Raw genomic sequence first — 23,580 nt, 5'->3', positions numbered from 1 at the left:
TCCCTGTATTTTAAGATGTGCAATGTCCGCTCACAGAAGCTTTTCAGATAGTATCGCTACACGCCATTTATCCCGTAACTCCCGATACTGTTCAGCTTGAGAGCATGCATTCGAGTTTGCCGCCGTATTTCTGGCCGGCCGGATCGCCCTGTTGGAGAATCAGCGGTTTTTCCGCCCCCTTTGAATACACTCAGAGAAATTGTTTTAACTCTGCCGAAGCCGCAAGTCTTGATTTCCGCGGCCTGCGCGTCCAGAAATCACCGCGCCGCGTTGATGGCTGATCCCGGCAGCAGTTTGGAACTCCGCCCTGCAGCAATCGAGCAGACGATCGGACCAAAATCTCCATCTTACAGTTGAAATGGATTCCCGCACGGCGGGAAACCCTAATTCAATATGACGTTTATCACGCGGAACGGTTGACGGGCCGGGCCGTCATATTCAAACCTTTTTGAAGGAGCGACACCCTTGGAGGAAGTGATTGAAATCAGGGACATGAAGTCCAAGTCAATAACCGATCTGCACGAAATGGCAGAAAAGCTAAGTCTTCAGAACTACGCCGGTCTGCGTAAGCAGGACCTGATTTTCCTGATCGAGCAGAACCTGCTGGACAACAACTATGTCCTGCGCGGCGAGGGCGTGCTGGAGATTCTTCCCGAGGGCTACGGGTTCCTGCGTTCGCAGGACTGGAACTATTTCTACGGCCCGGACGACATCTATGTCTCCCCCAGCCAGATCAAGCGTTTCGACCTTCGCACCGGGGACACGATCCACGGCCGGGTCCGTCCGCCCAAGGAGGGCGAGCGCTACCTGGCCCTGCTCAAGGTCGAGGAAGTCAATTTCGAGGACCCCGAGGTTGCCAAGCACAAGATCCTGTTCGACAACCTCACCCCGCTGTTCCCGGACGAGCACCTGAACCTGGAGAACAAGGCTGGCGATATCTCGATGCGGATCATCGACCTGATGGCCCCGATCGGCAAGGGCCAGCGCGGGCTGATCGTGGCCCCGCCGCGCACCGGCAAGACCGTGCTGCTGCAGAAAATCGCCAACAGCATCAAGGAGAACCATCCCGAGGTGATCCTGATCATCCTGCTGATCGACGAGCGCCCGGAGGAAGTGACCGACATGGAGCGCTCGGTGATCGGGGCCGAGGTGATCAGCTCCACTTTCGATGAGCCCGCCGACCGTCACGTGCAGGTGGCCGACATGGTGATCGAGAAAGCCAAGCGTCTGGTCGAACACAAGCGCGACGTGGTGATCCTGCTCGACAGCATCACCCGCCTGGCCCGCGCCCACAACGTGGTGGTCCCGCACAGCGGCAAAATCCTCTCCGGCGGTGTGGACGCCCATGCGCTGGACAAGCCCAAGCGCTTCTTCGGCGCGGCGCGCAACATCGAGGAGGGCGGCAGCCTCACGATCATCGCCACGGCCCTGGTCGAGACCGGCAGCCGCATGGACGAAGTGATCTTCGAGGAGTTCAAGGGCACCGGCAACATGGAGCTGGCCCTGGACCGCACGCTTTCGAACCGCCGCATTTTCCCGGCCATCGAGATCAACAAGAGCGGCACCCGCCGCGAGGACCTTCTGCTGCCGCCGGATGTGCTCAACCGGGTCTGGATCCTGCGCAAGTACCTGGACGACATGGCGATCACCGAGGCGATGGAGTTCCTGATCGGCAAGCTCAAGGACAACAAGACCAACCGGGATTTCCTGGACTCGATGAACGCCTGAGCCGGCCGCGCAGGACAGCGGCGGGTGTACAGAGGTTATATTATCACACCGGGAGAGCGGGGCCGGGCACGGCGCGCTCTCCCGGGCAGGCGGACGGCCGGTCAGAGCGAGCCGCGGTTTACAAAGCGCTCCCCGGCCTTTTATATTGAATGGCAGGTTTGCATATGGGAAGAATCCTGGCCGTGGACTACGGCGAGCGCCGGGTGGGCCTGGCCCTCTCGGATGAGAACGCGATCCTGGTGTCCGCCACGCCCCCGACCCTCGACCGCAAGGCCTTGCCCCGCGGGCAGACTCTGGAAGCGGCCATCGCGCGGGTCGTGGCCGAGTGGGAGGTGGCCGAGGTGGTGCTGGGGCTGCCGATCAACATGGACGGCAGCCAGGGCGAGGCCGCGCAGAAAGTGATCGCTTTCGGCGCATTGCTCAAGGCGGCCCTGGGCGGGGTGCCGGTCAACACCTGGGATGAGCGCCTGACCAGCGTGGCCGCCCAGCGTGTGCGCGCCGAACTGGGGATTCCGCTGACCAAACGGCGCGACAAGGGCAAGGTGGACTCGCTGGCCGCGGTGATCCTGCTGCAGAATTACCTGGCCTGGCGGCGCGGCGGTGGTGGATTGAACGAGGCTGATCCCGACTGATACGGAGGCCGGCGATGCCGGAGGAAGTGTCTCGCGAAAAAAGCTACTGGAGCACGCTCGGGCCGCTTTTTGCGGCATTCCTGGCCGTGGATGCGGTCCTTCTGCTGGCTTTCTACCTCACTTTTGCCCCCTCGCGCCAGCAGGCCGTGCGGGTGCATGTGCCCTCCGGCTCCGGGGTGCGCCAGATCGCCCGTATCCTGAAACAGGAGCGGGTGATCAACGACGGCCTCACGTTCGGACTGCTGGTCCGCCTGCGCGGCCGCGGCGGGAACCTGCGCGCCGGTGACTACGAGATCCCGCCCGGGATCACCCCCTGGGGCGTGATCGACATCCTGGCCAGCGGCCAGGGCGAGCTGACCCGGGTCACCCTGCCCGAGGGCCTGACCGACATGCAGATGTTCGCCCGCCTGGCCGACTCGATCCCAAGCCTGGACAGCCTGGAGCTGCGCCGGCTCGCCCGCGACCCGTCATTCGCCCGTGAGCTGGGCCTGGGCAGCGAGGCCCTGATCGGCTATCTGTTCCCGGACACCTACCTCGTCCCGCCCTCGATCGGCGAGCGCGAGATGCTTACGTTGATGGTCGGGCGGTTCCAGGAGGTCTGGCGCCAGGTCTGCGGCAGCTCCTCCCCGGCCAACGGCCTGAGCGAGCGGGAGAACGTGATCCTGGCCTCGATTGTCGAGAACGAGGCCGTGCGCGACAGCGAGCGCCCGGTGATCGCCTCGGTGTTCCTAAACCGCCTCAAGCTGGGACGTCCCCTCGAATCCTGCGCCACAGTGCTGTACGTGCTGGGCAAGCACAAGTCGCACCTGCTCTACACCGACCTGGAAATCGAATCGCCCTACAACACCTACCTCCACGGCGGCCTGCCCCCTGGACCGATCTGCAACCCGGGGCGCAAGAGCCTGGAGGCCGTGCTCAACCCCTCGCGCACCGATTACCTGTATTTCGTGGCCCGCGGTGACGGCAGCCACGTGTTCAGCCGCTCGCTTGAGGAGCATGTCAACGCCAAGAACCGTATCGGGCGGCGCGGCCCCGGCGGCTGAGCCCGCCGCCTCTGTCTTGACAGCCCGGCCGCGGGCGGCGTAAGTTTAGCCCGTAGCGGGCGCGACCCGGATGCATTCCAGCCTGACCTGACCCTGTTCAACCACCGTGCCGGCGGAGCGCTCCGCGGCCGGAAGGAGGCGCAAATGTTCAACCGGCGTACGGCCAAGTGGCAGCGCCGCATGGCCCTGAAACTCGATTTCAACTACATGCTGAGCGAGTATGTCGGACCCCGCCACGGCCTGAGCGTGGAGGACCTGTCGGGCCTGAGCGAGATCGCCGCCCGTATCCACGCCGACCTGAAAGCCAAGCGCGAGGGCGGCAAGATCGGGTTCTACAACCTGCCCCACGACCGCGCCACCAGCGCCAAAATCGAGGCGTTCGCCAAGAAAGCGCGCCGCTCGTTCCAGAACGTGGTGATCCTGGGCATCGGCGGTTCCAGCCTGGGGCCCAAGGCCCTGCACAGCTCGCTGATCGGCGGGATGTGGGCCAACCTGGCCACCCGCCGCCAGCGCGGCGGCGTACCGCGTTTCTTCTTCGCCGACAACATCGACCCGGACGGGTTCAGCCGCCTTCTGCGCGCCGTGGACCCGAGCAAGACGTTGTTCATCGTGGTGACCAAGAGCGGCACCACGGCCGAGACGATGAGCCAGTTCCTGATCGTGCGCCGTCTGCTGGAAAAAGAGGTCGGCCGCAAGAAAGTGTCCCAGCACCTGGTGGCGGTCACCGACAGCCAGAAAGGCCTTCTGCGCATTATCGCAGAACGCGAGGACCTGGAGGATTTCATCATCCCGGGCAACGTGGGCGGACGGTTCAGCGTGTTCACCCCGGTGGGCCTGCTGCCCGCGGCCCTGATGGGGATCGACCTGGAGGAACTGCTGGACGGCGCGGCGTACATGGACAGCCGCACGAGCGGCGCGGACCTGATGAGCAACCCGGCCTACGTGGCGGGGGCGCTTCTGTTCCTGGCCGACAAGCTACGCGGACGGCACATTACGGTCATGATGTCGTACAGCGACAGCCTCTACGACATCGCCGACTGGTTCCGTCAGCTCTGGGCCGAATCCCTGGGCAAGAAAAACTCGCTCGGCGGCCAGGAGGTGTTCACCGGCCTGACACCGGTCAAGGCCCTCGGCGTGACCGACCAGCACAGCCAGACCCAGCTTTATATGGAGGGCCCGTTCGACAAGTCCACCGTGTTCCTGGCGGTCGAGAAATTCGCCGAGCAGTGCCCGATCCCCAAGCTCTACAGCGACCTGCCCGACCTGGCCTACCTGGGCGGCCATAGCCTGGCCGAGCTGTTCCAGGCCGAGCGCCTGGCCACCGAGGACGCCATGCTGCAGGCTGGCCGTCCCAGCATGACCCTCACTCTGCCCGAGGTGAACCCGTTCACCGTGGGCCAGCTCCTGTACATGCTGGAGGTCCAGACCGCGTTCACCGGCGGCCTGTACAACATCGACCCGTTCGACCAGCCGGGAGTGGAGCTGGGCAAGAAGCTCACCTACGGCCTGATGGGCCGCGAGGGTTTCGAGAGCGTGAGAGGCGAGCTGGCCTCGCGCAAGGCGCGCAACGAGAAATTCATTCTTTAAGGTTAACCGTGCCTCCGCCGGGCTGTAAGCCGAGCTGGGGACGCCAGATTTGGAGTGCTGCATGTCGAAGATCGAGGAATTGCTGGACGCGGTAAAGTACGACGACAAGGGCCTGGTCACCGCCGTGGCCCAGGACTGTGACAACGGCCAGGTGCTGATGGTGGCGTTCATGAACCGCGAGGCCCTGCGCAACACCCTGGAACGGCGCGTGGCCTGCTACTGGAGCCGCTCGCGGGGCAAGCTCTGGGTCAAGGGCGAGACCAGCGGGCATTTCCAGAAAGTGCGCCACATCTTTTTCGACTGTGACATGGACGCCGTGGTGATGCAAATCGAACAGGTGGGCGGGGCCTGCCACACCGGCTACCGCAGTTGTTTCTACCGCGAGGCCACGCCCGAGGGCGAGCTGACCGTGGTGGGCAAAAAAGTCTTCGATGAGGCCGAGACCTACGGAAAAGGCTGAGACATCCAAGGCCGCGCCCCCGCTGTATGACACCGTGGCCGTGCTGGGCGTGGGCCTGATCGGCGGCTCGCTGGCCCTGGCGTTCAAGCGCGCGCACGCGGTGCGCCGGGTGTTGGGGGTCAGCCGTCCGGCCACTATCGAGCGCGCCTTGGAGCTGGGGGTGATCGACGAGGGTTTCCCGCGCGAGCAGGCCGAGCGCGCCCTGGCCCAGGCTGATTTAGTAGTGCTGGGCGCGCCGGTTTCGGTGATCGTGGAGCAACTGGGCCACCTGGGGCCTCTTTTCGCCCCCGGGGCCACTGTGACCGACGTGGGCAGCACCAAGCGCGCCATCGTGCAGGCCGCCCGCACGCACCTGCCTGAGGGCGTGCATTTCGTGGGCGGGCACCCGATGGCCGGCTCCGAGAACACCGGCGTGGATGAGGCCGACCCGTTCCTGTTCCAGAACGCGGTCTACGTGATCACGCCCTCCCGGGCCGGCGACAGCGCGGCGGCGGAACGTTACTGCGAGCTGGTCGCCCGTATCGGGGCGCGGGTGGTGTTGATGACTCCCGAGCGGCACGACCGCATCGCGGCCACGATCAGCCATCTGCCGCAGATGCTTGCCGTGAGCCTGATGGACCTGGCAGCCGAACAGAACGCGCAGGACAGCGCCACGCTGCAGCTCGCCGCCGGGGGCTTCCGCGACCTGACCCGGATCGCCTCCAGCCCGTTCGACATCTGGCGCGATATCTGCGCCACCAACGCCGACCAGATCACAACGCTGATAGACCTGTTCATCGCCCGTCTGGGCAAGCTGCGCGAACAGGTGGGGAGCGAATCCCTGGCTGATGATTTCTCGCAGTCGGCCCGGGCGCGCGCCCTGATCCACCGCGACAGCAAGGGTTTCCTCACGAGGCTCTGGCAGGTGGTGGTCACCGCGCCGGATGAGGTGGGCGTGATCCTGCGCCTGGCCCAGGGCCTGGCCGGGGCCGGGATCAACATCAAGGACATCGAGGTGCTCAAAGTCCGCGAGGGCGAGGGCGGCACGATCCTGCTGGGATTCGCGAGCCAGACCGAGCGCCATACGGCGCAGCAGGTGCTGCGCGGCCTGGGGTTCCCCTGCCGCGAACGGGAGTGACAACCCCCGCCCACTGAAGCGGGCACCCCCTTTTTTAAGGGGGAATTTAGAAGCCTCTTTAGGTTGTTACAAGGTTTACGGGCGAACACAAGGTTCGCCCCTGCGATACCGTGTGGGGTCTCGTAGCAAATAATCGCATGCGGCTGTCAGGCCGCCGCTGTTCAGCTTTTGGGGGCCGCACCTGTTTGAGCCTCCCGCCAGGGCAGCGTGTAATCGAGCCTGAAACGGCCGGGGCTGAAAATGCAGTACTGCCCGGCGGCGATTCGCGGCAGCGCCGCCGCTGCATCGCGGCAGCGGAATCGAAGTACCGGGCACACAATCGGCTGAAGCAGAGGTGTAGCTGGGACGAGTTTGCGGCCCCCGCTGGCTTTGCTGCTTTGGCCGAAACCAAAGCAAAATAGAGTCTTAGGGTTTATCACTGCAAGCTCTTGACCGGACATTAACGGAAACCAGGGGGTTGCAGCCTCTGCCCCTTGACGCTCCGCTACATTTGCATCACGGATGGCGCGGATACAAGTAGTCTTTCGTAGGGTCACGCTGCACGGTGCCCAGGCGACTTTCCGTTCGAGGCCTGCCCCGAACGCACGCTGAATCAAATATCCGGAAAGACAGGAAATGATCCAGAAATTCAAGGCCGCAGAGCCATTGTCGGGCGAGGTCCGCGTGCCGGGCGACAAATCGATCAGCCACCGGGCTTTGATGCTGGCCGGTATGGCCGCGGGAACCTCCCGTATCGAAGGCCTCTCGCCGGGGCTGGATGTGGCCAGCACTGGCGCCTGCATGCGCGCGCTCGGCGCCAATATTGAGACAGGCAAGGCCGGCGCGCTGAAAGTCCACGGGGCCGGGAAAAAAGGCCTGGCCGCCCCTTCCGCCGAACTGGACGCCGGCAACTCCGGCACCACGATCCGCCTTCTTTCCGGGGTCCTGGCCGGGCAGCGTTTCACCAGCACGATCAGCGGCGACCAGTATCTGGTCCGCCGCCCGATGAAACGGGTGATCGAGCCGCTGGAGATGATGGGCGCCACGGTGGAGAGCGCCCCGGGCGGGCATCCCCCGCTGACCATCCACGGCGGCGACCTGGAGGGGATCACCTACTACCTGCCAGTGCCCAGCGCCCAGGTCAAGTCCTGCGTGCTGCTGGCCGGGCTGTTCGCCTCCGGCGAGACCCGCGTGGTGGAGAGCGTGCCCAGCCGTGACCATACCGAGCGCATGCTGCCCCTGTTCGGGGTGACAGTGACAGTGGACGCCCTGGAGGTGTGCGTACGCGGCGGGAGCACGCTTTCCGCTTGCGATATAGTGGTCCCCGGCGATCCCAGCTCGGCCGCGTTTTTCGCCGCCGCGGCAGCGCTCGTGCCGGGCAGCCGGGTGTGTCTTCCCAACCTGACCCTGAACCCCACCCGGGCCGCGTTCTACGAGGTGCTGGCGCGCATGGGAGCGCACCTGGACCGCCTGGAGGAGCGTTTTTCCGCCGGCGAGCCGGTGGCCGACCTGGAGTTGAGCTTTTCGGAACTCAAGGCCGCCACGGTGGAGGGGGCCGAGGTGCCCAGCCTGATCGACGAGATACCGATCCTGGCCGTGGTGGCAACCCAGGCCCACGGCGTTACCCGTATCCGCGACGCCGGTGAGCTGCGGGTCAAGGAGACCGACCGCCTCCGCGCCATCGCCGACAACCTGCGCGCCATGGGCGCCTCCGTGGAGGAGCACGCCGCGGGCCTGGACATCGAGGGCCCCACCCCGCTGACCGGCTGCGCGCTGGAGAGCTACGGCGACCACCGGATCGCCATGGCGTTCAGCGTGGCGGGCCTGATCGCCTCGGGTGAGACCGTGATCCAGGACGCCGGCTGCGCCGACATCTCGTTCCCCGGTTTCTACGACCTGTTGCGCGGACTATGCCGGGAGAAAAAAGCTTGAGCCGCCCGCATATAACCAGCCGCACGCGCACCTTCGGCGTGATCGGCGACCCGGTGGAGCACAGCCTCAGCCCGGTGCTGCACAATTTCGTGCTGGAGCGCCTGGGCCTGGATGCGCGCTACATGGCATTCCATGTGAAACGCGAGCTGGGGCCGCAGGTGGGCTCCGCCCTTCGCACCCTGGGCCTGTCCGGCCTGAATGTCACTCTGCCGCACAAGGAGGCCGCCGCGGCGCAAGCCGAGGTGCTGAGCCGGGAGGCCGCCGCCGTGGGCGCGGTCAACACCCTGGGGCTCGACCCGGAGGGCCGTCTGGCCGGGCACAATACGGATGTCGCCGGGTTTCTGGGCGCACTCCAGCTGCGCGGGCTAAAAGAGCCGCTGGAAGGGCAATCCGCCCTGGTGCTGGGTGCGGGCGGCGCGGCGCGGGCGATCCTCTACGGTCTCGGCCTGGCCGGGGTGCGCCAGATCAGTCTGGCCAACCGCACGCTCGCCAAGGCGGATGAGCTGCTGCGCTGGTTCCTGCCGCACTTTTCCTCCGTGCGGGTGCGCTCGTTCGGGCTGGGCGAGACTGCCAAGCTGGAAGAGGCCCTGGCCGCGGCCCAGCTTACGGTGAATGTCACCCCGCTGGGGATGAAGCCGCACGTGGAGGATTCACCCCTGCCGGAGGCGCTCACCCCGCGCGAGGGCAGCGTGGTGTTCGACACGATCTACAACCCGGAACCCACCCTGCTGCTCGAGCGCGCGGAAATGGCCGGCTGCACCTGCGTGGGCGGGCTGGACATGCTGATAATTCAGGGGATGGAATCTCTGGGCTGGTGGCTGGGCGAGACGGTGCCCTGGCGCGGGATGCTCTGGGAACTGAGAGAGCTTCTGCGCGAGGCCCTGGACGAGCGGGATTGATAAGCTCATAGAGACAGGATGAGATCCGGCCGGCGGGAACCCCTGTCTGCCGGTTTTTATTGCGCGGCCATTTCCGGGCATTCCAGGGCCGCCCGGGCGGCCAGACGATCGGCGAACCCGGGGTTCACCACTCTGCGGGTCAGCGCCAGCAGGGTCCGCCACTGCCCGCAGTCGAAATGGCACTGGAAAATCCGGTTGTAGATCAGTTTCATGTTGGCCGTGTCCTTGGTCAGGGCGTACAAGCGCACCAGCAGCTGAAGGGCGTCGTAATCGCTCAGGTTGTCCAACCCCCCGCGCAGCCAGCCCTGCTGGACCACGCGTTGACGCAGGCAGTCGACCCACATCCCGACATAAGCCGCCTTGATAGTCCCTCCACACTCCGAACAGCGAATAAAATAAACCAAAGCGCTGTCAGGCTTTCCGATCATGTCGTAAGCCATTGAGAGGTTCGAATACAGCAGGGTCAGGCCCGTGGCGCTGGGGCTGGCGTTGAGGCCGTCCAGTATTTCGCGCGTTACAGTGATCACGCTGTCCGGCTTTCCGAACTGAACCAGCATCACCCCCAAATTCACCGCCCGGGTGGCGCTCAGCTCGTGCCGTTTCATGGCGCGGTACTGGTTCAGGGCCTCCTGCCGATATTCCCTTTCCTCAAATAAGAAGCCCAGCTGCAGCACGTTGCTCCCGACATACACCTCGTGCGGCAGCATCCGGTCCAGGAACGCCACCCCGCTGTCCTGGCTGGAGTTGACCCAGACAAAAGCCAGGGTCTGCGCCGCTGCGGCCAGGGCAGTGAGGCCCAGCCAGAGAGTGCGGCCCGGCCCGCTGCGGCGAAGGCGCAGGAAAACCCAGGCGGCCAGCACAGTGAACGGCAGCGCGGGCAGGCAGAGCAGGTCCCAGTCGCGGATGCCCAGCATGGCGTTGGCGCTGAAAAAGAAAAACAGGGTCCCGGCCGCGCTCAGCAGCAGGAAATGGAATACGGGCCGCTCCTGCCGACCGATGCGGCGCCACCCGCCGAACGTGGCCGCCAACAGCAGCAGGAACGCCGCCGGGGCGACGAGCAGCAGGAGATTGAGCTTGAACAGCAGATAACGGGGATCGTACAGGGTGAACGGGGCCTGCTCGCTCAAGAGGGAGGGCCAGAGCGGTGTCAGCCCCGGGGGGTTGAAAAACAGCAGGCCGGCCAGCGCTCCCAGAACGCAGAGTGTGAGGATGACACCGAAATCCCGCTTGGCGGTCTTGACAGCGCGGTCCCCCGCCGGAGCCCGTCCGCGCAGCCAGACAAAAAGCAGGGCCGGCAGCAGCATCGCGGCGCTCAGGTGCGACAGCAACGCCAGGGCCGCCGCGATGCTCAGAGCCCAAGGCAGGCCTTTTCCCTCCCCGGAGAGAGCCTTGATCCCCAGGTAGAGAAACAGGCAGGCAAACAGGTTGACCAGGGTGTAGCTTTCAACATATCCCAGGAACAGCTGGAGCGTACCGCCGAAAGCCAGGATCAGGAACACGGCTGTCCGGCTTTCGCGGCTGTCCCGGCAGAGCAGCCCAGCCATACGCCAGGTCAGCCACAGCAGCACCGGCAGCAGCAGCACGGCCAGAAGGGCGTAGGCCACGGCCCCGTCGGCTATCCCGAGCAGCGTGAGCAGACGCTGGAACAGCTGGTGGGTGAAAAAGTCGAGCGGCTCGTTGGGATGCAGGTAGAACGGCTTGCGGACATTGTCGATCAGCGCCCAACCATCTCCCATAAAAAAGTTCTGTTCGCGCAGGCCCCAGCCCACCGCCACAACCGCCAGCGACGGCCAGAACCATTTCCGGCCTGGCGTGCCCAACCCCTCCCAGACACTGTTCACACTACTGGTCAGCCCAGGCGGCTCGCGCTCGAACCAGCCGCTCTTGCCGGCCAGGCCGGCCAGCGCCAGGAGCGTAACGGTCAGCCAGGCGGGCAGCCAGACCGCAGCCGCGGCCTGGCCCGCGATAAGGCCCCAGAGCCAGGAGGGGCCGCCGGTCAGCGGCAGCACTGTCAGGGCCGACCAGAGCAGCGGCAGGAGAAAAAGGTAGCCCGGAAAGCCCTTGTCTTGTCGCGCCGCGGGCTTGTTCGCCTGGGTTGCGATACGTCCTCCTCGGAAAGAGGGGCGGTCAGACCACCGCGCCCTGGGCTTTGAGGTCCGCGCGGACTTTGGCGATATCGATATCCCGCAGGCCACTGCCGCCCGTGTGCGCGGCAGAGGCAGCCACCCCGGCGGCGTGCCCGATGCACATCACGATCGGCTGCACGCGGTAGGCGCTGTGCGCCTCGTGGGTGCCCCAGATCGCCCGGCAGCCCATGACCAGGTTGTCCAGGCCCTTGACTGTCATGGAGCGGTAGGGGATGCCGTAGCTCTTGCCCTCCGGGATCCCGATGATCGTGGTGCCGCTGCCGGTGGGGTTGTGGATGTCGATCGGGTAGCAGCCGCGGGCGATGCTGTCCTCGAACTCGCGGCAACTGAGCAGGTCATCCTGGGTCACCTGATAGTCGCAGACCACGCGGCGGCTCTCGCGCACGCCCACCTGGGAGGCCACCTGCGAGAGGTAGGCTTTCTCGAACCCGGGCAGGTATTTGACGGCGAAACGCGCGGTGTCGCGCACCTGGCCCAGGCCCTTGATCTCCATCTGAGTCTGGTCCCAGGGGTTGGTGGCGTCATACTTGACCAGACGGGTGGTGTTGAACGCGATCACGCCCTCGCGCGGGGTGCAGAACCAGAGCGTGTCCTCGCGCGGCGAGCTGAACTCGCCCGCGGCGCGGGCTTTTTCGGTCAGGGCCTTGAAACTGCGGTCCCACTTGTTTTTCTTGATCGCTTTCATGGCGCGGTCCAGGTCGACCCCGCTCATTTTGAAAAAGAGCGTCGAGGGCTGCGTGAACCCGTCCTCGCGGCGGCCCAGCTCCCAGTCCGCTCCGGCGAAACAGGCCAGGTCGCCATCCCCGGTGGCGTCCACGAAATAGTCCGCCGAAAAGCGCATCTCGCCCGATTTGGTCGCCACCTTGACCGCGCTCACTTTCTTGCGCCGCACCGTGGCCCCGAACACGAAGGAGTGGAACAACACATCCGCACCGCTGGCAAGCAGAAGGTCCAGCTCGACCATCTTCAGCACTTCGCTGTCCGTGGCGTCCTTGTGCATCGGCGAGCCGTAGCCGCCCGCTTTGATCAGGCCCTGGCGCACCTCCTCGAACAGCCCGGAGTTGACCTGCGCACCCGCGGTCTCGAACGGCATGAACGGCTCGACCAGCCCGGCGGTGGCCATGCCGCCCAGGAACCCGTAGCGCTCGACAAGCAGCACTTTCTTGCCCGCGCGCGCGGCGGCCACGGCGGCGCAGACCCCGCCCGGGCCTCCGCCTGCCACCAGGATGTCGTAGTGCCGCTCGGCGGCGGGCTCACTGCCCGCGGCCACGGCCCGCCCGCCGAAAGCCCCCAGCAGCGCGCCCGAGCCGATCAGGCTGCGCAGGAATCCGCGTCGTCCCTGGGTCATGATATGCTCCTCGCTCTGAATTAAGTATTGGCACTCGTTCAATTCAACGCGATTCATCCGGCGCGGCCGGACGGTGCAGCACCAGGAGGTCGCCCTGCCGCGCGCCGGCCACCCGCGCTATCACCGGACACTTGGCCTTGAGCAGGAAAAACGCCTCCAGCGTGGTCTCGTTCAATGTCTCGAAATTCCCCTGGCCCTTCGATATGAGCAGGTCCGCCCGTCCAAGCTCCTCCAGGAACTCCGCCCCGCAGAGCGAGAGAACGCAACCGGCCGAGTCATCCCCGTTGTCGATCACCCGGGCGAAACGGTCCACCCCCGCCTGGAGGGCGTCCTCACGCGTGATGTCGTTCAGGATCGGCGCGCCGCGCGTGGCAAATGTCACCGTAAGGCCCGGGTTCAGGGCCTTGATCTGCTCCAGGAACAGACGGTCGAACACCACCTCGCCGGCGTTGTCGCCCACGTACAGAAGGCGCCGGGCCCCGGCCAGCGCGCGGCGCAGGCTGTGCACGGAGTCGCGGTCCAGTTCGACGGAGAGCGAGTGCTCTATCGCCGCCTCCACATCCGCCTCGCTCAGGCCGATATGGATGCCGAAATCGATGATATTGCCCGCGATGGCCAGGCGCAGCGCGGTCTCGAACGGGTCGGACGCGCCCCGGATCAGGCTTTCCAGGTGCGGAACACGCGCCAGGATGAAACCGTTGAAACGCGACTTGGCCCCGTTGTAGGGGTCGGCGACCCCGCTCAGGCGGCGGATGATTTTCTGTATCCTGCCGGCCATGGCCGGCGGCGGCTCGCTGGTGTCCATGCCCGAGACAACGGCGCAGGCCTCGAGCAGGGCGCGCTCGTGCAGCGCGGGGTCATCGCTCACCAGACGGGCGGCGTCCAAAGTCTGGCGGATAAAGCAGGGTATGCATTCGGGGTGTGTTTTCACGTGCTGACAATCTCCACTTACAACTGAATGAAAATAAAGTGAACATACTGAGGCGCAAGAAATATCGGCGGGAAGGGCGGTCCAGCTCAGGGCAAGGGCACCGGATGGGCCGGGGCGCGGCCCTCCAGGGCCTCGACCAGGTTGTCCACGGCCAGACGGGTCATGCGGCTGCGGGTGGCCAGGGTGGCGCTGCCCAGGTGCGGCAGCAGCACCACGTTCGGCAGTTCGGCCAGGCCGGGATGTAACTGCGGCTCGGCCTCGTAGACATCCAGCCCGGCAGCGAAAATACGATGTTCACGCAGGGCCTCCACCAGGGCGGCCTCATCCAGCACCGGGCCGCGGGCGGTGTTGATCAGCACGGCCGTAGGCTTGAGAAGCCCCAGCCGCCGCCGGTCGATGAGCCGCGTGGTGGCCGGGGTGAGCGGCACGTGCAGGCTCACGATATCGCTTTCGCGCAGAAGGTCATCCAGCTCGACCCGGCGCGCGCCCAGGCTCGCTTCCGCCTCCGGGTGGGCGCTGCGTCCCCAGTAGAGGATTTTCATCCCGAACCCCACGGCCCGTCGCGCCACGGCCAGCCCGATCCGCCCCAGGCCGACCACGCCCAGGGTGCGGCCGTGGATGTCCTGGCCAAGAAACATCTCCGGGGCCCAGCCCTGGAACCTGCCCTCGCGGGTGTATCGGTCGGCCTCGGGAACGCGGCGGCAGGCGGAGACGATCAGCGCCCAGGCCAAGTCGGCGGTGGCCTCGGTCAGCACGCCGGGGGTGTGGGTCACTATCAGACCGTGCTCTTTGGCCGCTGCCAGGTCGATGTTGTTGTAACCCACGGCATAGTTCGAGACCACGCGCAACTCGGGGTGGCCCGCGATGAACTCCCGGTCGATCCGGTCGCTCAGCATGCTGAGGATGCCGCTGCAGCCGCGCGACAGACTGTCGAGCTCCGCGCTGTCCAGGTCGCGGTCCTCGGGGTTGAGCGTCACAGCGTAACGGGAGCAAAGCTCATCCAGGGCCGGACCGGGCACCCGGCGGGTGACCAGGACTTTGAAGGACATATGCGGATTTCCGTCTCTGGGATCAGGAATGACGGCCAGCCACTGGGCAGATATCCCGCCCGGCCAGCAGGATGGCGCTCACGGTCTTGGAGTCGGTGATAAGGCCCGCGTCGATCAGGTCCAGCGCCTCCAGGAGGTTGAACTCGCGGACCTCCAGACGCTCCTGCGGGTCTGGGCTTGGTTCGCCCGGAACGAGACCCTCGGCGCGGTAGAGGTAGACCACCTCGTCGCTGAAACCCGGCGAGCTGTGGAGGCGGGCAAGCAGGGTCAGCTCGCGCGCGACATAGCCGGTCTCCTCGGCCAGCTCGCGGCGCGCGGCGGCCAGCGGGTCCTCGCCCGGCTCCAGACGGCCGGCGGGGACCTCCCAGACATACTCATCCAGGGCGTAGCGGTACTGGCGCACCAGCACGATCCTGCCCCCCGGCAGGCAGGCCACCACAGCCGAGGCCCCCGGGTGATGCACCACCTCGCGCCGGACCGCGTCCGTGTGCCCCGGCTCGATCACCTGGTCCACATCGACTTTCAGCAGCCAGCCGTCCAGCACCCGCTCGCCGGAGACTTTCTTGCCTGTGGGATCGCTCATCTCAAACACACTCCCTTATCCGGTCTTCAGTCCGGCCACAACGGCAAAGTTTCACGGGCGAACACAAGGTTCGCCCCTACGACACCGCCCGGCATCCCAGAAGAGTAAACCCGCCTGCGGCTGTCAGGCCGCCGCGGTTGTTGCCTTTGGGGGCCGCACCTGTCTGAGCCTCCCGCCAGGGCAGCGTGCAATCGAGCCTGAAACGGCCAGGGATGTAATTGCCGCACAGCCCGGCGGCGATTCGCGGCAGCTCCGCCGCTGCATCGCGGCAGCGAAATCGATACTTCGTGAACACCATAGTCAGAAACAATGTCGCGGTTTGGACGAGGCAAGCGGCCTGTACCGGCCCCCGCTGGCTTTGCTGCTTTGGCCGAAACTAAAGCAGAACAGAGTCTTTCGTCTTCTCACTGCAACTCCCTAACCGGACATTGCTGGGAGCGAGGGGATTCAATCTTATAAATCTGGCTCGGTATGCCGTGCCCCTTCATCAAAGCTCATTTCCAGTCCAGAGCCACGCCCTCGCACGCCCGGCGCAGCGAGCCGATAGTGGCCGCGTAGTCCGGGCTGCGGAAAATGAACGTCCCGACCACCAGGTTGTTCACCCCGGCGGCCACGGCCAGAGGGGCGGTCTCCAGGTTGATCCCCCCGTCGATCTGGACCATGGGCGTTTCCAAGCCCGATTTTTCATAGTGGCGGCGCAGCTCGCGCACCTTGTCCAGCACGCCGGGGATGAATTTCTGTCCGCCGTAGCCCGGAAACACGCTCATGAACAGCACCAGCTCGACCTTGCCCGCCAGCTTCAGCACGCCGTCCACCGGTGTGTCGGGGTTGATCGTCACCCCGGCTTTCACCCCGCGGCCGTGCAGGTGGTCGATTATCGCTCCGGGATTGTCGGTCACTTCGAGGTGGAAATTGACCAGGCTCGCCCCGGCGTCCACATACTCATCCACGTGACGCTCCGGCTCCACGATCATCAGGTGGGCGTCGAACGGCAAGTCGATCATTTGCACGTAGCGCCGGATCGTGTCCAGGTCGAACGTGACCGGCTCCACGAAACGGCCGTCCATTATGTCCAGGTGGATGCCATCCGCCCCGGCCGCTTTGATCCGGTCGAACTCGCTCTGCATGTGCGCGTGGTCGGCGTTCAGGATCGAGGGATGTATCTGTATCGGCATGCTTCCGTCCGGTTCGGGTTCTCAGTTATTGATTTTTACGCTCACGGTTCGGCCAGTCCGGGTCGCTGTAGCGGCTGCGGGCCAGGTGCCGGGCCAGGCTCATCTCAAAATCGCTCGGCGTATCCGGCTCCAGGGCTGTCCCGAACGACTGCGCGAACCCGAGGTGGAACGCCGCGGCGGCCTCCTCATAGCATACATACCGTCCGGCCGCCCGGTCAAGGCCGGTCACGCCCTGCTCCAGGGCCTGGCGCATCCGGGCGCGGGAGTCCTCATCCACCCAGGCGGGCAGGAAATCCAGGAAACGGCCCTGGCAGTTGGTCAGAAGGAGCGAGCCCTGCTGCAGGAACGCGCCCTCCACCCGACGCTGGGCGCTGCCAACCAGTTTGCGGCCCTGGAATGCGATCTCGTGACGGGTGGCGCTGGAAAAGCAGGGGTTGGCCGAGCCGGGGTGCGAGGCGGCCTTGCGCGGCCAGCCAGTGGCGGCCAGGTCGGTGCGTGCGCCCAGGCCCTCCAGCGACCCGGCGATAGCCTGCGCGATCAGCCACCAGCTCTCGCTGATGGAGCCTCCCAGGCGTTCCGTGCCGGAGGGCCCGGCGAAAGAGTAGGTCAGCTCATCATCATGCCACACGGCGCGCCCGCCGGTCAAGCGGCGCACCACGCTCACCCCGGCGGCGGCGCAGGCGGCGAGGTCCAGCTCGCGCCCGGCGCGCTGGGCATAGCCCAGGGAGACAGCGGGACCGCTCCAGCGGTAGACCCGCAGCACGGGCGGCGATTCTCCCGCTGACACCGCGCGTAGAATGGCCTCGTCCAGGGCCATGTTGAACGCAGCCCCGCCCGGACCGCTGTCCAGGAAACGCCAGGGACGGCCAAACTCAGGGCTCATCCGGCGTGTCCCCGTAGCCCGGCAGGTCGATCCGGCAGCAGACATTCAGCTCACGGGCGGCCTTGCCCTCGTTGAGACGGCCCACCGGAGTGGTGACGGGCGCTTTCTGCAGCAGATCGGGGTTCTCCCGCGCCTCTGCCGCCACCCGGATCATGGCCTCGCAGAAAGAGTCCAGACTCTCCGGGCTCTCGGTCTCGGTCGGCTCGATCATCAGCGCCTCCTGCACGATCAGCGGGAAATAGATCGTGGGCGCGTGGAACCCGTAGTCGAGAAGGCGCTTGGCCATGTCCAGAGTGCGCACGCCCTGGGCTTTCTGGCGCGTGCCGCTGAACACACACTCGTGAAGGCAGTCCCCGCTGTAGGGCAGGTCGAAATGCGGCAGAAGCCGGTTCTTGATGTAGTTGGCGTTGAGCACCGCCATCTCGGTCACGCGCTTGAGGCCCGCGGCCCCGTGCATGCGGATGTAGACCCAGGCCCGCAGCAGCACCCCGAAATTGCCGTACAGCCCGTGCAGCTTGCCGATGGACTGCGGGCGGTCGTAGTCCAGGTAGTAGCCCACCTCGCCCTTTTCCACCACCGGCACGGGCAGGAACGGAGCCAGCTCTGCGCTCACTCCCACCGGCCCGGCGCCCGGTCCTCCGCCGCCGTGGGGCGTGCTGAATGTCTTGTGCAGGTTGAAATGCAGGACGTCCACCCCCAGATCCCCGGGGCGGGCGCGCCCGAGCAGGGCGTTCAGGTTGGCCCCATCCATGTAGAGCTTGGCCCCGGCCGCGTGCAGGATCCCGGCGGCCTTGGGCAGGTTCTTCTCGAACAGCCCCAGGGTGTTGGGGTTGGTGATCATCATGGCCGCGGTGTCGCTGTCAGTCAGGGCGGCCAGCCGCTCCAGGTCGATAAGCCCGTCCGGCCCGCTCTTGAGCACCACGGGCTGGTAGCCGGCAATGGCCAGGCTGGCCGGGTTGGTGCCGTGGGCGCTGTCCGGGATCAGCACCTTGCTGCGGGGATGGCCCTGGGCCTGGTGCCAGGCGCGGATCACCAGCATGCCGGTCAACTCGCCCTGCGCTCCAGCCGAGGGCTGGAGAGTCACCCGCGACACCCCGGCGATCTCGGCCAGGTACGAGGCCAGCTCGTGCATCACCTGCAGCGCGCCCTGGCTCGCCGCCGCGGGCGTGTGCGGGTGCAGGCCGGCGAAACGCGGGTGACGGGCCGCGGCCTCGTTCACTTTGGGGTTGTGTTTCATCGTGCAGGAACCCAGGGGATAGAGGCCCTTGTCCACGTGGTAGTTGAGCGTGGAAAGGCGCACGAAATGCCGCACGGCGTCCACCTCGTCCACCTCGGGCAACTCGGGCGCCGCGGCGCGGCGGGCCCAGGCCGGCAGGAGCTCGGTCAACGGGCGCACCGGCACATCCGGCTCCGGGAAACGCACCCCGCGGCGTCCCTCGCGGGAGAGGTTGAAAATGGTGCTGTTCGGGCTGGAATCCATGGCACGGTCGTTTCTGTCCATAAAGACTGAAGTTGTTCGTTTACATTCAGGGCCGGCGTTTGCCGCCCGGGTCAAAGCTCCACGGTGTCGCCGGGCCGGACCACGGTCACCTGAGCCGGGGTCAGGGCCTCCACCCGGCGCTTGAAAGCCTCCGGGTCCTGGGTGATCACCTCCCAGGTGTTGTAGTGCAGGGGCACCACTGTCTTGGGCCGCAGCATCCGCACCGCCTCGAGGGCGTCCTCCGGTCCCATGGTGAAATTGTCGCCGATGGGCAGCAGGACAGTGTCGATGTGGTTGAGCCGCCCGATCAGGTCGAACTCGATGGTCAGGGCCGTATCGCCGGGATAATATACCGTGTGGCCCTCGGACTTGAGCAGGAAACCGCAGGGCGTGCAGTAGACCCCCGGGGCCCCCTCCACTCCGCCGCCGTGAAAGGCCGGAGTGAGCTTGACCGTGCCGAACTCGAACTCGTACTTTCCGCCGATGTGCATGCGGTGGACCGAAACGCCCTTCTCGGCGAGGAACCCGGCCAGCTCGTAGGTGGTGACCACCGGCGCGCCGGTGCGGCGCGAGATGGCGACCGTGTCGCCCAGGTGGTCGCTGTGGCCGTGGCTGAGCAGGATCGCGTCGCACTCCACGCTCTCCGCCTTGACCGTGGCGTGCGGGTTACCGGTCAGGTAGGGGTCGAACAGAACCTTGTGCCGCCCGGTGTCGATCCGGAACGCGGCGTGTCCGTAATAGGTAAGGCTTGCCATTGGGTGGCGCTCCCTGGTTGTGTTGGGGGGTGCGGGGGGCGAGGGAGCTGCCTGCTCCCTGGGGCCAGCCCGGAGTTCCAATATAAATCCATGGCCCCATATGTTCAAGGGAGAGGCGAAGCCGCCGCCGGGGCCGCGCCACGGGCGGGACCGCCGGACGGGAGCTCCGGTCCGACTGTGGAAGCAGGTTGTTGCCAGGCGGGGCGCTTCAAGATATTATTCATGTTCCGCTGGGCCGGCCCGATCGGGTCGGGCCCAGGAAATACTCTCCTGCGGCGGGGCGACAGTGGATTATTCGGTCCTGGCAATCTTTCTGCTGGTGTACCTGGGGATGTTCCTGGGCGGGATACCGCCGCTGGCGCTCGACCGCACCGGGGTGGCTCTGCTGGGCTCGATCGCCCTGCTGGCCCTGGGACGGGTGGGCACCGGCTCGGCCGCGCAGGCGGTGGACCTTCCCACCATGGCCCTTCTGTTCGGGCTGATGATAGTTTCGGCGCAGTTCCGCCTGGCCGGGTTCTACACCTGGCTGGTGCGGCGGGTGGGAGCGGCGCGGGTGAGCCCGCCGTGGCTCCTGGCCCTGGTGATCCTGACCGTGGCGGGGCTTTCCGCCCTGCTGGCCAATGACATAGTCTGCCTGGCGGTGGCCCCGGTGCTGATCGAATGCTGCCGCGCCCGCGGGCTGGACCCGCTGCCGTTCCTTCTGGCCCTGGCCTGTTCGGCCAACGTCGGCTCCGCGGCCACGCTGATCGGCAACCCGCAGAACATGCTGATCGGCCAGGTGCTGCACCTGTCGTTCCGCGGCTACCTGCTGACCGCGTTCGCGCCGGTGGCCCTGGGCCTGGCCGTGGTCTGGGCGGTGGTGTACCTGCTCTACCGCAAGAAATGGCGCCGTCCGGGCGGCGGCGCTCCGGTGGACGGGCCGCCGATCAACCGCTGGCAGGCCTACAAGGGCCTGGCCGTGCTGGTGGCGCTGGTGGTCTTTTTCCTGCTGGCCCCCTGGCCGCGCGAGGCGGCGGCCCTCGCTGCGGCCGGCCTGTTGCTCTGCTCGCGGCGGATGCGCTCGCGCGAGATGCTGGCCCTGGTGGACTGGCAGTTGATCGTGCTGTTCTGCGGGTTGTTCGTGGTCAATTACGCCCTTCAGCAAAGCGGCTGGCTGGAGGTCTTTCTGCAGGGCGCCGCCGAGCGGGGTATGGACCCGGCCGCCCCCGGCTGGCTGTTCGTGCTGAGCGCGGCCCTGAGCAACCTGGTCTCCAACGTGCCCGCGGTGATGCTCCTTCTGCCCTCGGCCACGCAGCCACAGGCCGGGGCGGTGCTGGCCCTGTCCTCCACCCTGGCCGGCAATTTCCTGCTGGTCGGCTCCATCGCCAACCTGATCGTGGCCGACCAGGCCGGCCGCTACGGGGTCCGGATCACCTGGAGCGAGCACGCCCGGGTGGGGGTGCCGGTCACCCTGGCCACGCTCCTTATCGCCGCGCTGTGGCTCCGTCTTGTGTTCTGAACCTTCCGCACACTGCACGCAGTCCCCGCATATGCTGCGAGGCCAAGGCCATACTGCGCAAGTGGATTGACTCCGGCCGCCGGATACGGTACTATTCATCCATACATCAACCCTTCCTCAAGGAGGACATTTGCTGACCAGAAACGTGGCGTTCATGGCCCTGACAGCTGTCCTTGCCCTGACAGCCTGCCGCGGCGGGGAGAACAAAGACCGTATGCAATCCGCAACCCAGACCGGACCCCAGTTCAAGTACCTGGCCGAGCAGTTCGCCGACCTGAAAGTCCTGCGCTACCAGATTCCGGCTTTCGAGCAGCTCAGCCCGCAGCAGAAAGCGCTGGTCTACTACCTGTACGAGGCCGGCCTGAGCGGCCGCGACATCCTCTGGGACCAGAACTGCAAGTACAACCTCACGGTGCGCCACAGCCTCGAGAACATCGTACGCACTTACAAGGGTGACCGCGAGAGCCAGAACTGGAAGGATTTCATGGTCTACGTGAAGCGGGTCTGGTTCTCCAACGGAATCCACCATCACTACTCGAACAACAAGATCATGCCCGGTTTCCCGGCCGAATATTTCGCCGAGCTGGCCGAGGGCTCCGACCCGGCCGGTTTCCCGCTGCAGGACGGCGAGAGCGTGGCCCAACTCGCCGCGCGCCTGACCCCGGTGCTGTTCGACCCCGCGGTGGCGGCCAAGCGGGTGAACCTCGATTCAAGCGTGGACCTGGTCACCTCCAGCGCCAACAATTTCTACGAGGGCGTGACCCAGGCCGAGGCCGAGGCTTACTATAAGGCGAAAATGAACCCCCAGGACCCGGAACCGGTCTCCTGGGGCCTCAACTCCAAGCTGGTCAAAGAGAACGGCCAGATCGAGGAGCGGGTCTGGAAAGTGGGCGGGATGTACGGCCCGGCCATCGAGAAGATCGTGTTCTGGCTGGAAAAAGCCGCCGGCGTGGCCGAGAACGAAAGCCAGCGCAAGGCCCTGGAGGCGCTGATACAGTTCTACCGCAGCGGCGACCTGAAACAGTTCGACCAGTTCAGTATCCTCTGGGTCGAGGACTCCACCGCCACGGTGGATGTGATAAACGGGTTCATCGAGACCTACGGCGATGCCCTCGGGTTCCGGGCCACCTACGAGTCGCTGGTCTATTTCAAGGACCGGGAGTCCACCCGGCGCATGGAGGCCATCGCCGGCCAGGCCCAGTGGTTCGAGGACCACTCGCCGATCCTGGACCAGCACAAGAAGAAAAAAGTCACCGGGATCAGCGGCCGGGTGGTCGCCGTGGCCGGCGAGGCCGGGGATGTCACCCCCTCCACGCCCATCGGGATCAACCTGCCAAACGCCAACTGGATCCGGACGCGCTACGGCTCCAAGAGCATCACTATCAGCAACCTGGTCCATGCCTACGATGAGGTGGCCCGCACCAGCGGCGTGCTGGAGGAATTCAACCTCCGGCCCGAGAGCATCGAGCGCCAGCGCCAGTGGGGCGACCTGGCCGACAACCTGCACACCGACCTGCACGAGGTGATCGGACACGCCAGCGGGCAGATAAACCCGGGCGTGGGCCAGCCCAAGGAAACGCTGAAGAACTACGGCAGCACCCTGGAGGAGGCCCGCGCCGACCTGGTGGCCCTGTACTACCTGCCCGACCCCAAGATGGTCGAGATCGGCGTGATCTCCACGCCGGAGGTGGGCAAGGCCGCCTATGACGACTACATCACCAACGGCCTGCTGGTGCAGCTGGCGCGGGTCAAGCCCGGCGAGCAGATCGAGGAGGCCCACATGCGCAACCGGGCCCTGGTCTGCCGCTGGGTGCTGGAAAAAGGCGCCCCGGACAAGGTGGTGGAGCCGGTCACCCAGGACGGCAAGACCTACTACGTGGTGAACGACTACGACAAGCTGCGCGTGCTGTTCGGCGCGCTCCTGCGCGAGATACAGCGCATTGAGAGCGAGGGCGACTACACCGGCGGGCAGGCCCTGGTGGAAAACTACGGCGTCAAGGTGGACCCGGCGCTGCACCAGGAGGTGCTGGCGCGCTACGCCAAGCTGAACATCGCGCCCTATTCGGGTTTCATCAACCCGCTGCTCAAGCCCGTGCTGCAGGACGGGAACGTGGTGGACGTGCAAGTGGAGTACCCGGAGGATTTCACGGCCCAGATGCTGTACTATGCCGATACCTATTCGTTCCTGCCCGTTACGAATTGAGAAGCCCGCAGACCAGTCCCCCGGCCGGAACGGTTCCGGCCGGGGGATATTAAGCCCCGGAGCCGCCACGGTTTGTAGAGGGTCCTGTCTTTACTTTTTCGTATTGAAACAGTTACATTTTAAGAGCCCAAGATTGAGTTTCCATCGCGGG

19 protein-coding genes are annotated in these 23,580 nt (G+C 65.9%); 10 read left to right on the top strand and 9 right to left on the bottom strand.

Going from position 1 to position 23,580, the window contains the following annotated elements; genetic code table 11:
- Window positions 1–477: 477 nt before the first annotated feature.
- From rho to aroE, 8 genes are all read left to right on the top strand, one after another.
- The gene (gene rho, locus LLH00_13090) at window positions 478–1,728 is read left to right on the top strand and encodes a transcription termination factor Rho (protein ID MCE5272206.1); all 1,251 of its coding nucleotides are present in this window, start codon (window positions 478–480) and stop codon (window positions 1,726–1,728) included.
- Window positions 1,729–1,892: 164 nt separating this feature from the next.
- Window positions 1,893–2,360, top strand: coding sequence for a Holliday junction resolvase RuvX (gene ruvX / locus LLH00_13085; GenBank protein MCE5272205.1), 468 nt, complete (start codon window positions 1,893–1,895; stop codon window positions 2,358–2,360).
- A gap of 14 nt (window positions 2,361–2,374) precedes the next feature.
- Window positions 2,375–3,403 (top strand): endolytic transglycosylase MltG, encoded by a 1,029-nt coding sequence (mltG, locus tag LLH00_13080; GenBank protein ID MCE5272204.1) that lies wholly within the window; start codon window positions 2,375–2,377, stop codon window positions 3,401–3,403.
- Window positions 3,404–3,547: 144 nt separating this feature from the next.
- Window positions 3,548–4,990 carry a glucose-6-phosphate isomerase gene (locus LLH00_13075; protein ID MCE5272203.1) on the top strand — a complete coding sequence of 481 codons (1,443 nt, stop codon included), beginning with the start codon at window positions 3,548–3,550 and terminating at the stop codon, window positions 4,988–4,990.
- Window positions 4,991–5,051: 61 nt separating this feature from the next.
- Complete coding sequence (gene hisI, locus LLH00_13070; GenBank protein MCE5272202.1) at window positions 5,052–5,450, top strand: phosphoribosyl-AMP cyclohydrolase; 399 nt, start codon at window positions 5,052–5,054, stop codon at window positions 5,448–5,450.
- Window positions 5,422–6,567 carry a prephenate dehydrogenase gene (locus LLH00_13065; protein MCE5272201.1) on the top strand — a complete coding sequence of 382 codons (1,146 nt, stop codon included), beginning with the start codon at window positions 5,422–5,424 and terminating at the stop codon, window positions 6,565–6,567. Before hisI ends, LLH00_13065 begins: the two co-directional genes overlap by 29 nt.
- A 615-nt stretch (window positions 6,568–7,182) precedes the next feature.
- Window positions 7,183–8,478, top strand: coding sequence for a 3-phosphoshikimate 1-carboxyvinyltransferase (gene aroA / locus LLH00_13060; protein MCE5272200.1), 1,296 nt, complete (start codon window positions 7,183–7,185; stop codon window positions 8,476–8,478).
- Window positions 8,475–9,377, top strand: a complete 903-nt coding sequence (gene aroE, locus LLH00_13055; protein MCE5272199.1) for a shikimate dehydrogenase — start codon at window positions 8,475–8,477, stop codon at window positions 9,375–9,377. Before aroA ends, aroE begins: the two co-directional genes overlap by 4 nt.
- A 56-nt stretch (window positions 9,378–9,433) precedes the next feature.
- Here aroE and LLH00_13050 read toward each other — a convergent pair whose 3' ends face one another.
- From LLH00_13050 to LLH00_13010, 9 genes are all read right to left on the bottom strand, one after another.
- Window positions 9,434–11,386, bottom strand: coding sequence for a hypothetical protein (locus tag LLH00_13050; GenBank protein ID MCE5272198.1), 1,953 nt, complete (start codon window positions 11,384–11,386; stop codon window positions 9,434–9,436).
- A gap of 118 nt (window positions 11,387–11,504) precedes the next feature.
- Window positions 11,505–12,872, bottom strand: a complete 1,368-nt coding sequence (locus LLH00_13045) for an FAD-dependent oxidoreductase (GenBank protein MCE5272197.1) — start codon at window positions 12,870–12,872, stop codon at window positions 11,505–11,507.
- Between the two features lie 43 nt (window positions 12,873–12,915).
- Window positions 12,916–13,803, bottom strand: coding sequence for an ARMT1-like domain-containing protein (locus LLH00_13040; GenBank protein ID MCE5272196.1), 888 nt, complete (start codon window positions 13,801–13,803; stop codon window positions 12,916–12,918).
- An 86-nt stretch (window positions 13,804–13,889) separates the two neighbouring features.
- On the bottom strand, window positions 13,890–14,852 hold the full coding sequence (locus LLH00_13035) for a D-glycerate dehydrogenase (GenBank protein MCE5272195.1): 963 nt from the start codon (window positions 14,850–14,852) through the stop codon (window positions 13,890–13,892).
- A gap of 22 nt (window positions 14,853–14,874) precedes the next feature.
- Window positions 14,875–15,435, bottom strand: a complete 561-nt coding sequence (locus LLH00_13030; protein ID MCE5272194.1) for an NUDIX hydrolase — start codon at window positions 15,433–15,435, stop codon at window positions 14,875–14,877.
- Between the two features lie 494 nt (window positions 15,436–15,929).
- Window positions 15,930–16,610, bottom strand: coding sequence for a ribulose-phosphate 3-epimerase (gene rpe, locus LLH00_13025; protein MCE5272193.1), 681 nt, complete (start codon window positions 16,608–16,610; stop codon window positions 15,930–15,932).
- Window positions 16,611–16,635: 25 nt separating this feature from the next.
- Window positions 16,636–17,493 (bottom strand): lipoate--protein ligase family protein, encoded by an 858-nt coding sequence (locus LLH00_13020; GenBank protein ID MCE5272192.1) that lies wholly within the window; start codon window positions 17,491–17,493, stop codon window positions 16,636–16,638.
- Window positions 17,483–18,973 carry an aminomethyl-transferring glycine dehydrogenase subunit GcvPB gene (gcvPB, locus tag LLH00_13015; protein ID MCE5272191.1) on the bottom strand — a complete coding sequence of 497 codons (1,491 nt, stop codon included), beginning with the start codon at window positions 18,971–18,973 and terminating at the stop codon, window positions 17,483–17,485. Before gcvPB ends, LLH00_13020 begins: the two co-directional genes overlap by 11 nt.
- 71 nt (window positions 18,974–19,044) lie before the next feature.
- Window positions 19,045–19,728 carry a metal-dependent hydrolase gene (locus LLH00_13010; GenBank protein ID MCE5272190.1) on the bottom strand — a complete coding sequence of 228 codons (684 nt, stop codon included), beginning with the start codon at window positions 19,726–19,728 and terminating at the stop codon, window positions 19,045–19,047.
- A 286-nt stretch (window positions 19,729–20,014) separates the two neighbouring features.
- Between LLH00_13010 and LLH00_13005 the strand changes: the two genes are divergently transcribed.
- Together LLH00_13005 and LLH00_13000 are read left to right on the top strand one after the other, a co-directional pair.
- Window positions 20,015–21,226 (top strand): anion transporter, encoded by a 1,212-nt coding sequence (locus tag LLH00_13005; GenBank protein MCE5272189.1) that lies wholly within the window; start codon window positions 20,015–20,017, stop codon window positions 21,224–21,226.
- 133 nt (window positions 21,227–21,359) lie between these two features.
- Window positions 21,360–23,429 carry a dipeptidyl peptidase 3 gene (locus LLH00_13000; GenBank protein ID MCE5272188.1) on the top strand — a complete coding sequence of 690 codons (2,070 nt, stop codon included), beginning with the start codon at window positions 21,360–21,362 and terminating at the stop codon, window positions 23,427–23,429.
- Window positions 23,430–23,580: the final 151 nt, after the last annotated feature.

The sequence above is a fragment of the bacterium genome (assembly GCA_021372515.1).
GTDB lineage: Bacteria > Gemmatimonadota > Glassbacteria > GWA2-58-10 > GWA2-58-10 > JAJFUG01.
The sequence above is the reverse complement of the archived record's forward strand: the minus strand, read 5'-3'. Positions and strand labels throughout refer to the sequence as shown.

Bases quoted from the DNA above. Each gene is read 5' to 3' on its own strand.
- ruvX (MCE5272205.1), top strand. From the start codon at position 1,893: ATGGGAAGAATCCTGGCCGTGGACTACGGCGAGCGCCGGGTGGGCCTG.
- mltG (MCE5272204.1), top strand. From the start codon at position 2,375: ATGCCGGAGGAAGTGTCTCGCGAAAAAAGCTACTGGAGCACGCTCGGG.
- LLH00_13075 (MCE5272203.1), top strand. From the start codon at position 3,548: ATGTTCAACCGGCGTACGGCCAAGTGGCAGCGCCGCATGGCCCTGAAA.
- hisI (MCE5272202.1), top strand. From the start codon at position 5,052: ATGTCGAAGATCGAGGAATTGCTGGACGCGGTAAAGTACGACGACAAG.
- LLH00_13065 (MCE5272201.1), top strand. From the start codon at position 5,422: ATGAGGCCGAGACCTACGGAAAAGGCTGAGACATCCAAGGCCGCGCCC.
- aroA (MCE5272200.1), top strand. From the start codon at position 7,183: ATGATCCAGAAATTCAAGGCCGCAGAGCCATTGTCGGGCGAGGTCCGC.
- LLH00_13045 (MCE5272197.1), bottom strand. From the start codon at position 12,872: ATGACCCAGGGACGACGCGGATTCCTGCGCAGCCTGATCGGCTCGGGC.
- LLH00_13035 (MCE5272195.1), bottom strand. From the start codon at position 14,852: ATGTCCTTCAAAGTCCTGGTCACCCGCCGGGTGCCCGGTCCGGCCCTG.
- LLH00_13030 (MCE5272194.1), bottom strand. From the start codon at position 15,435: ATGAGCGATCCCACAGGCAAGAAAGTCTCCGGCGAGCGGGTGCTGGAC.
- rpe (MCE5272193.1), bottom strand. From the start codon at position 16,610: ATGCCGATACAGATACATCCCTCGATCCTGAACGCCGACCACGCGCAC.
- LLH00_13020 (MCE5272192.1), bottom strand. From the start codon at position 17,493: ATGAGCCCTGAGTTTGGCCGTCCCTGGCGTTTCCTGGACAGCGGTCCG.
- gcvPB (MCE5272191.1), bottom strand. From the start codon at position 18,973: ATGGATTCCAGCCCGAACAGCACCATTTTCAACCTCTCCCGCGAGGGA.
- LLH00_13010 (MCE5272190.1), bottom strand. From the start codon at position 19,728: ATGGCAAGCCTTACCTATTACGGACACGCCGCGTTCCGGATCGACACC.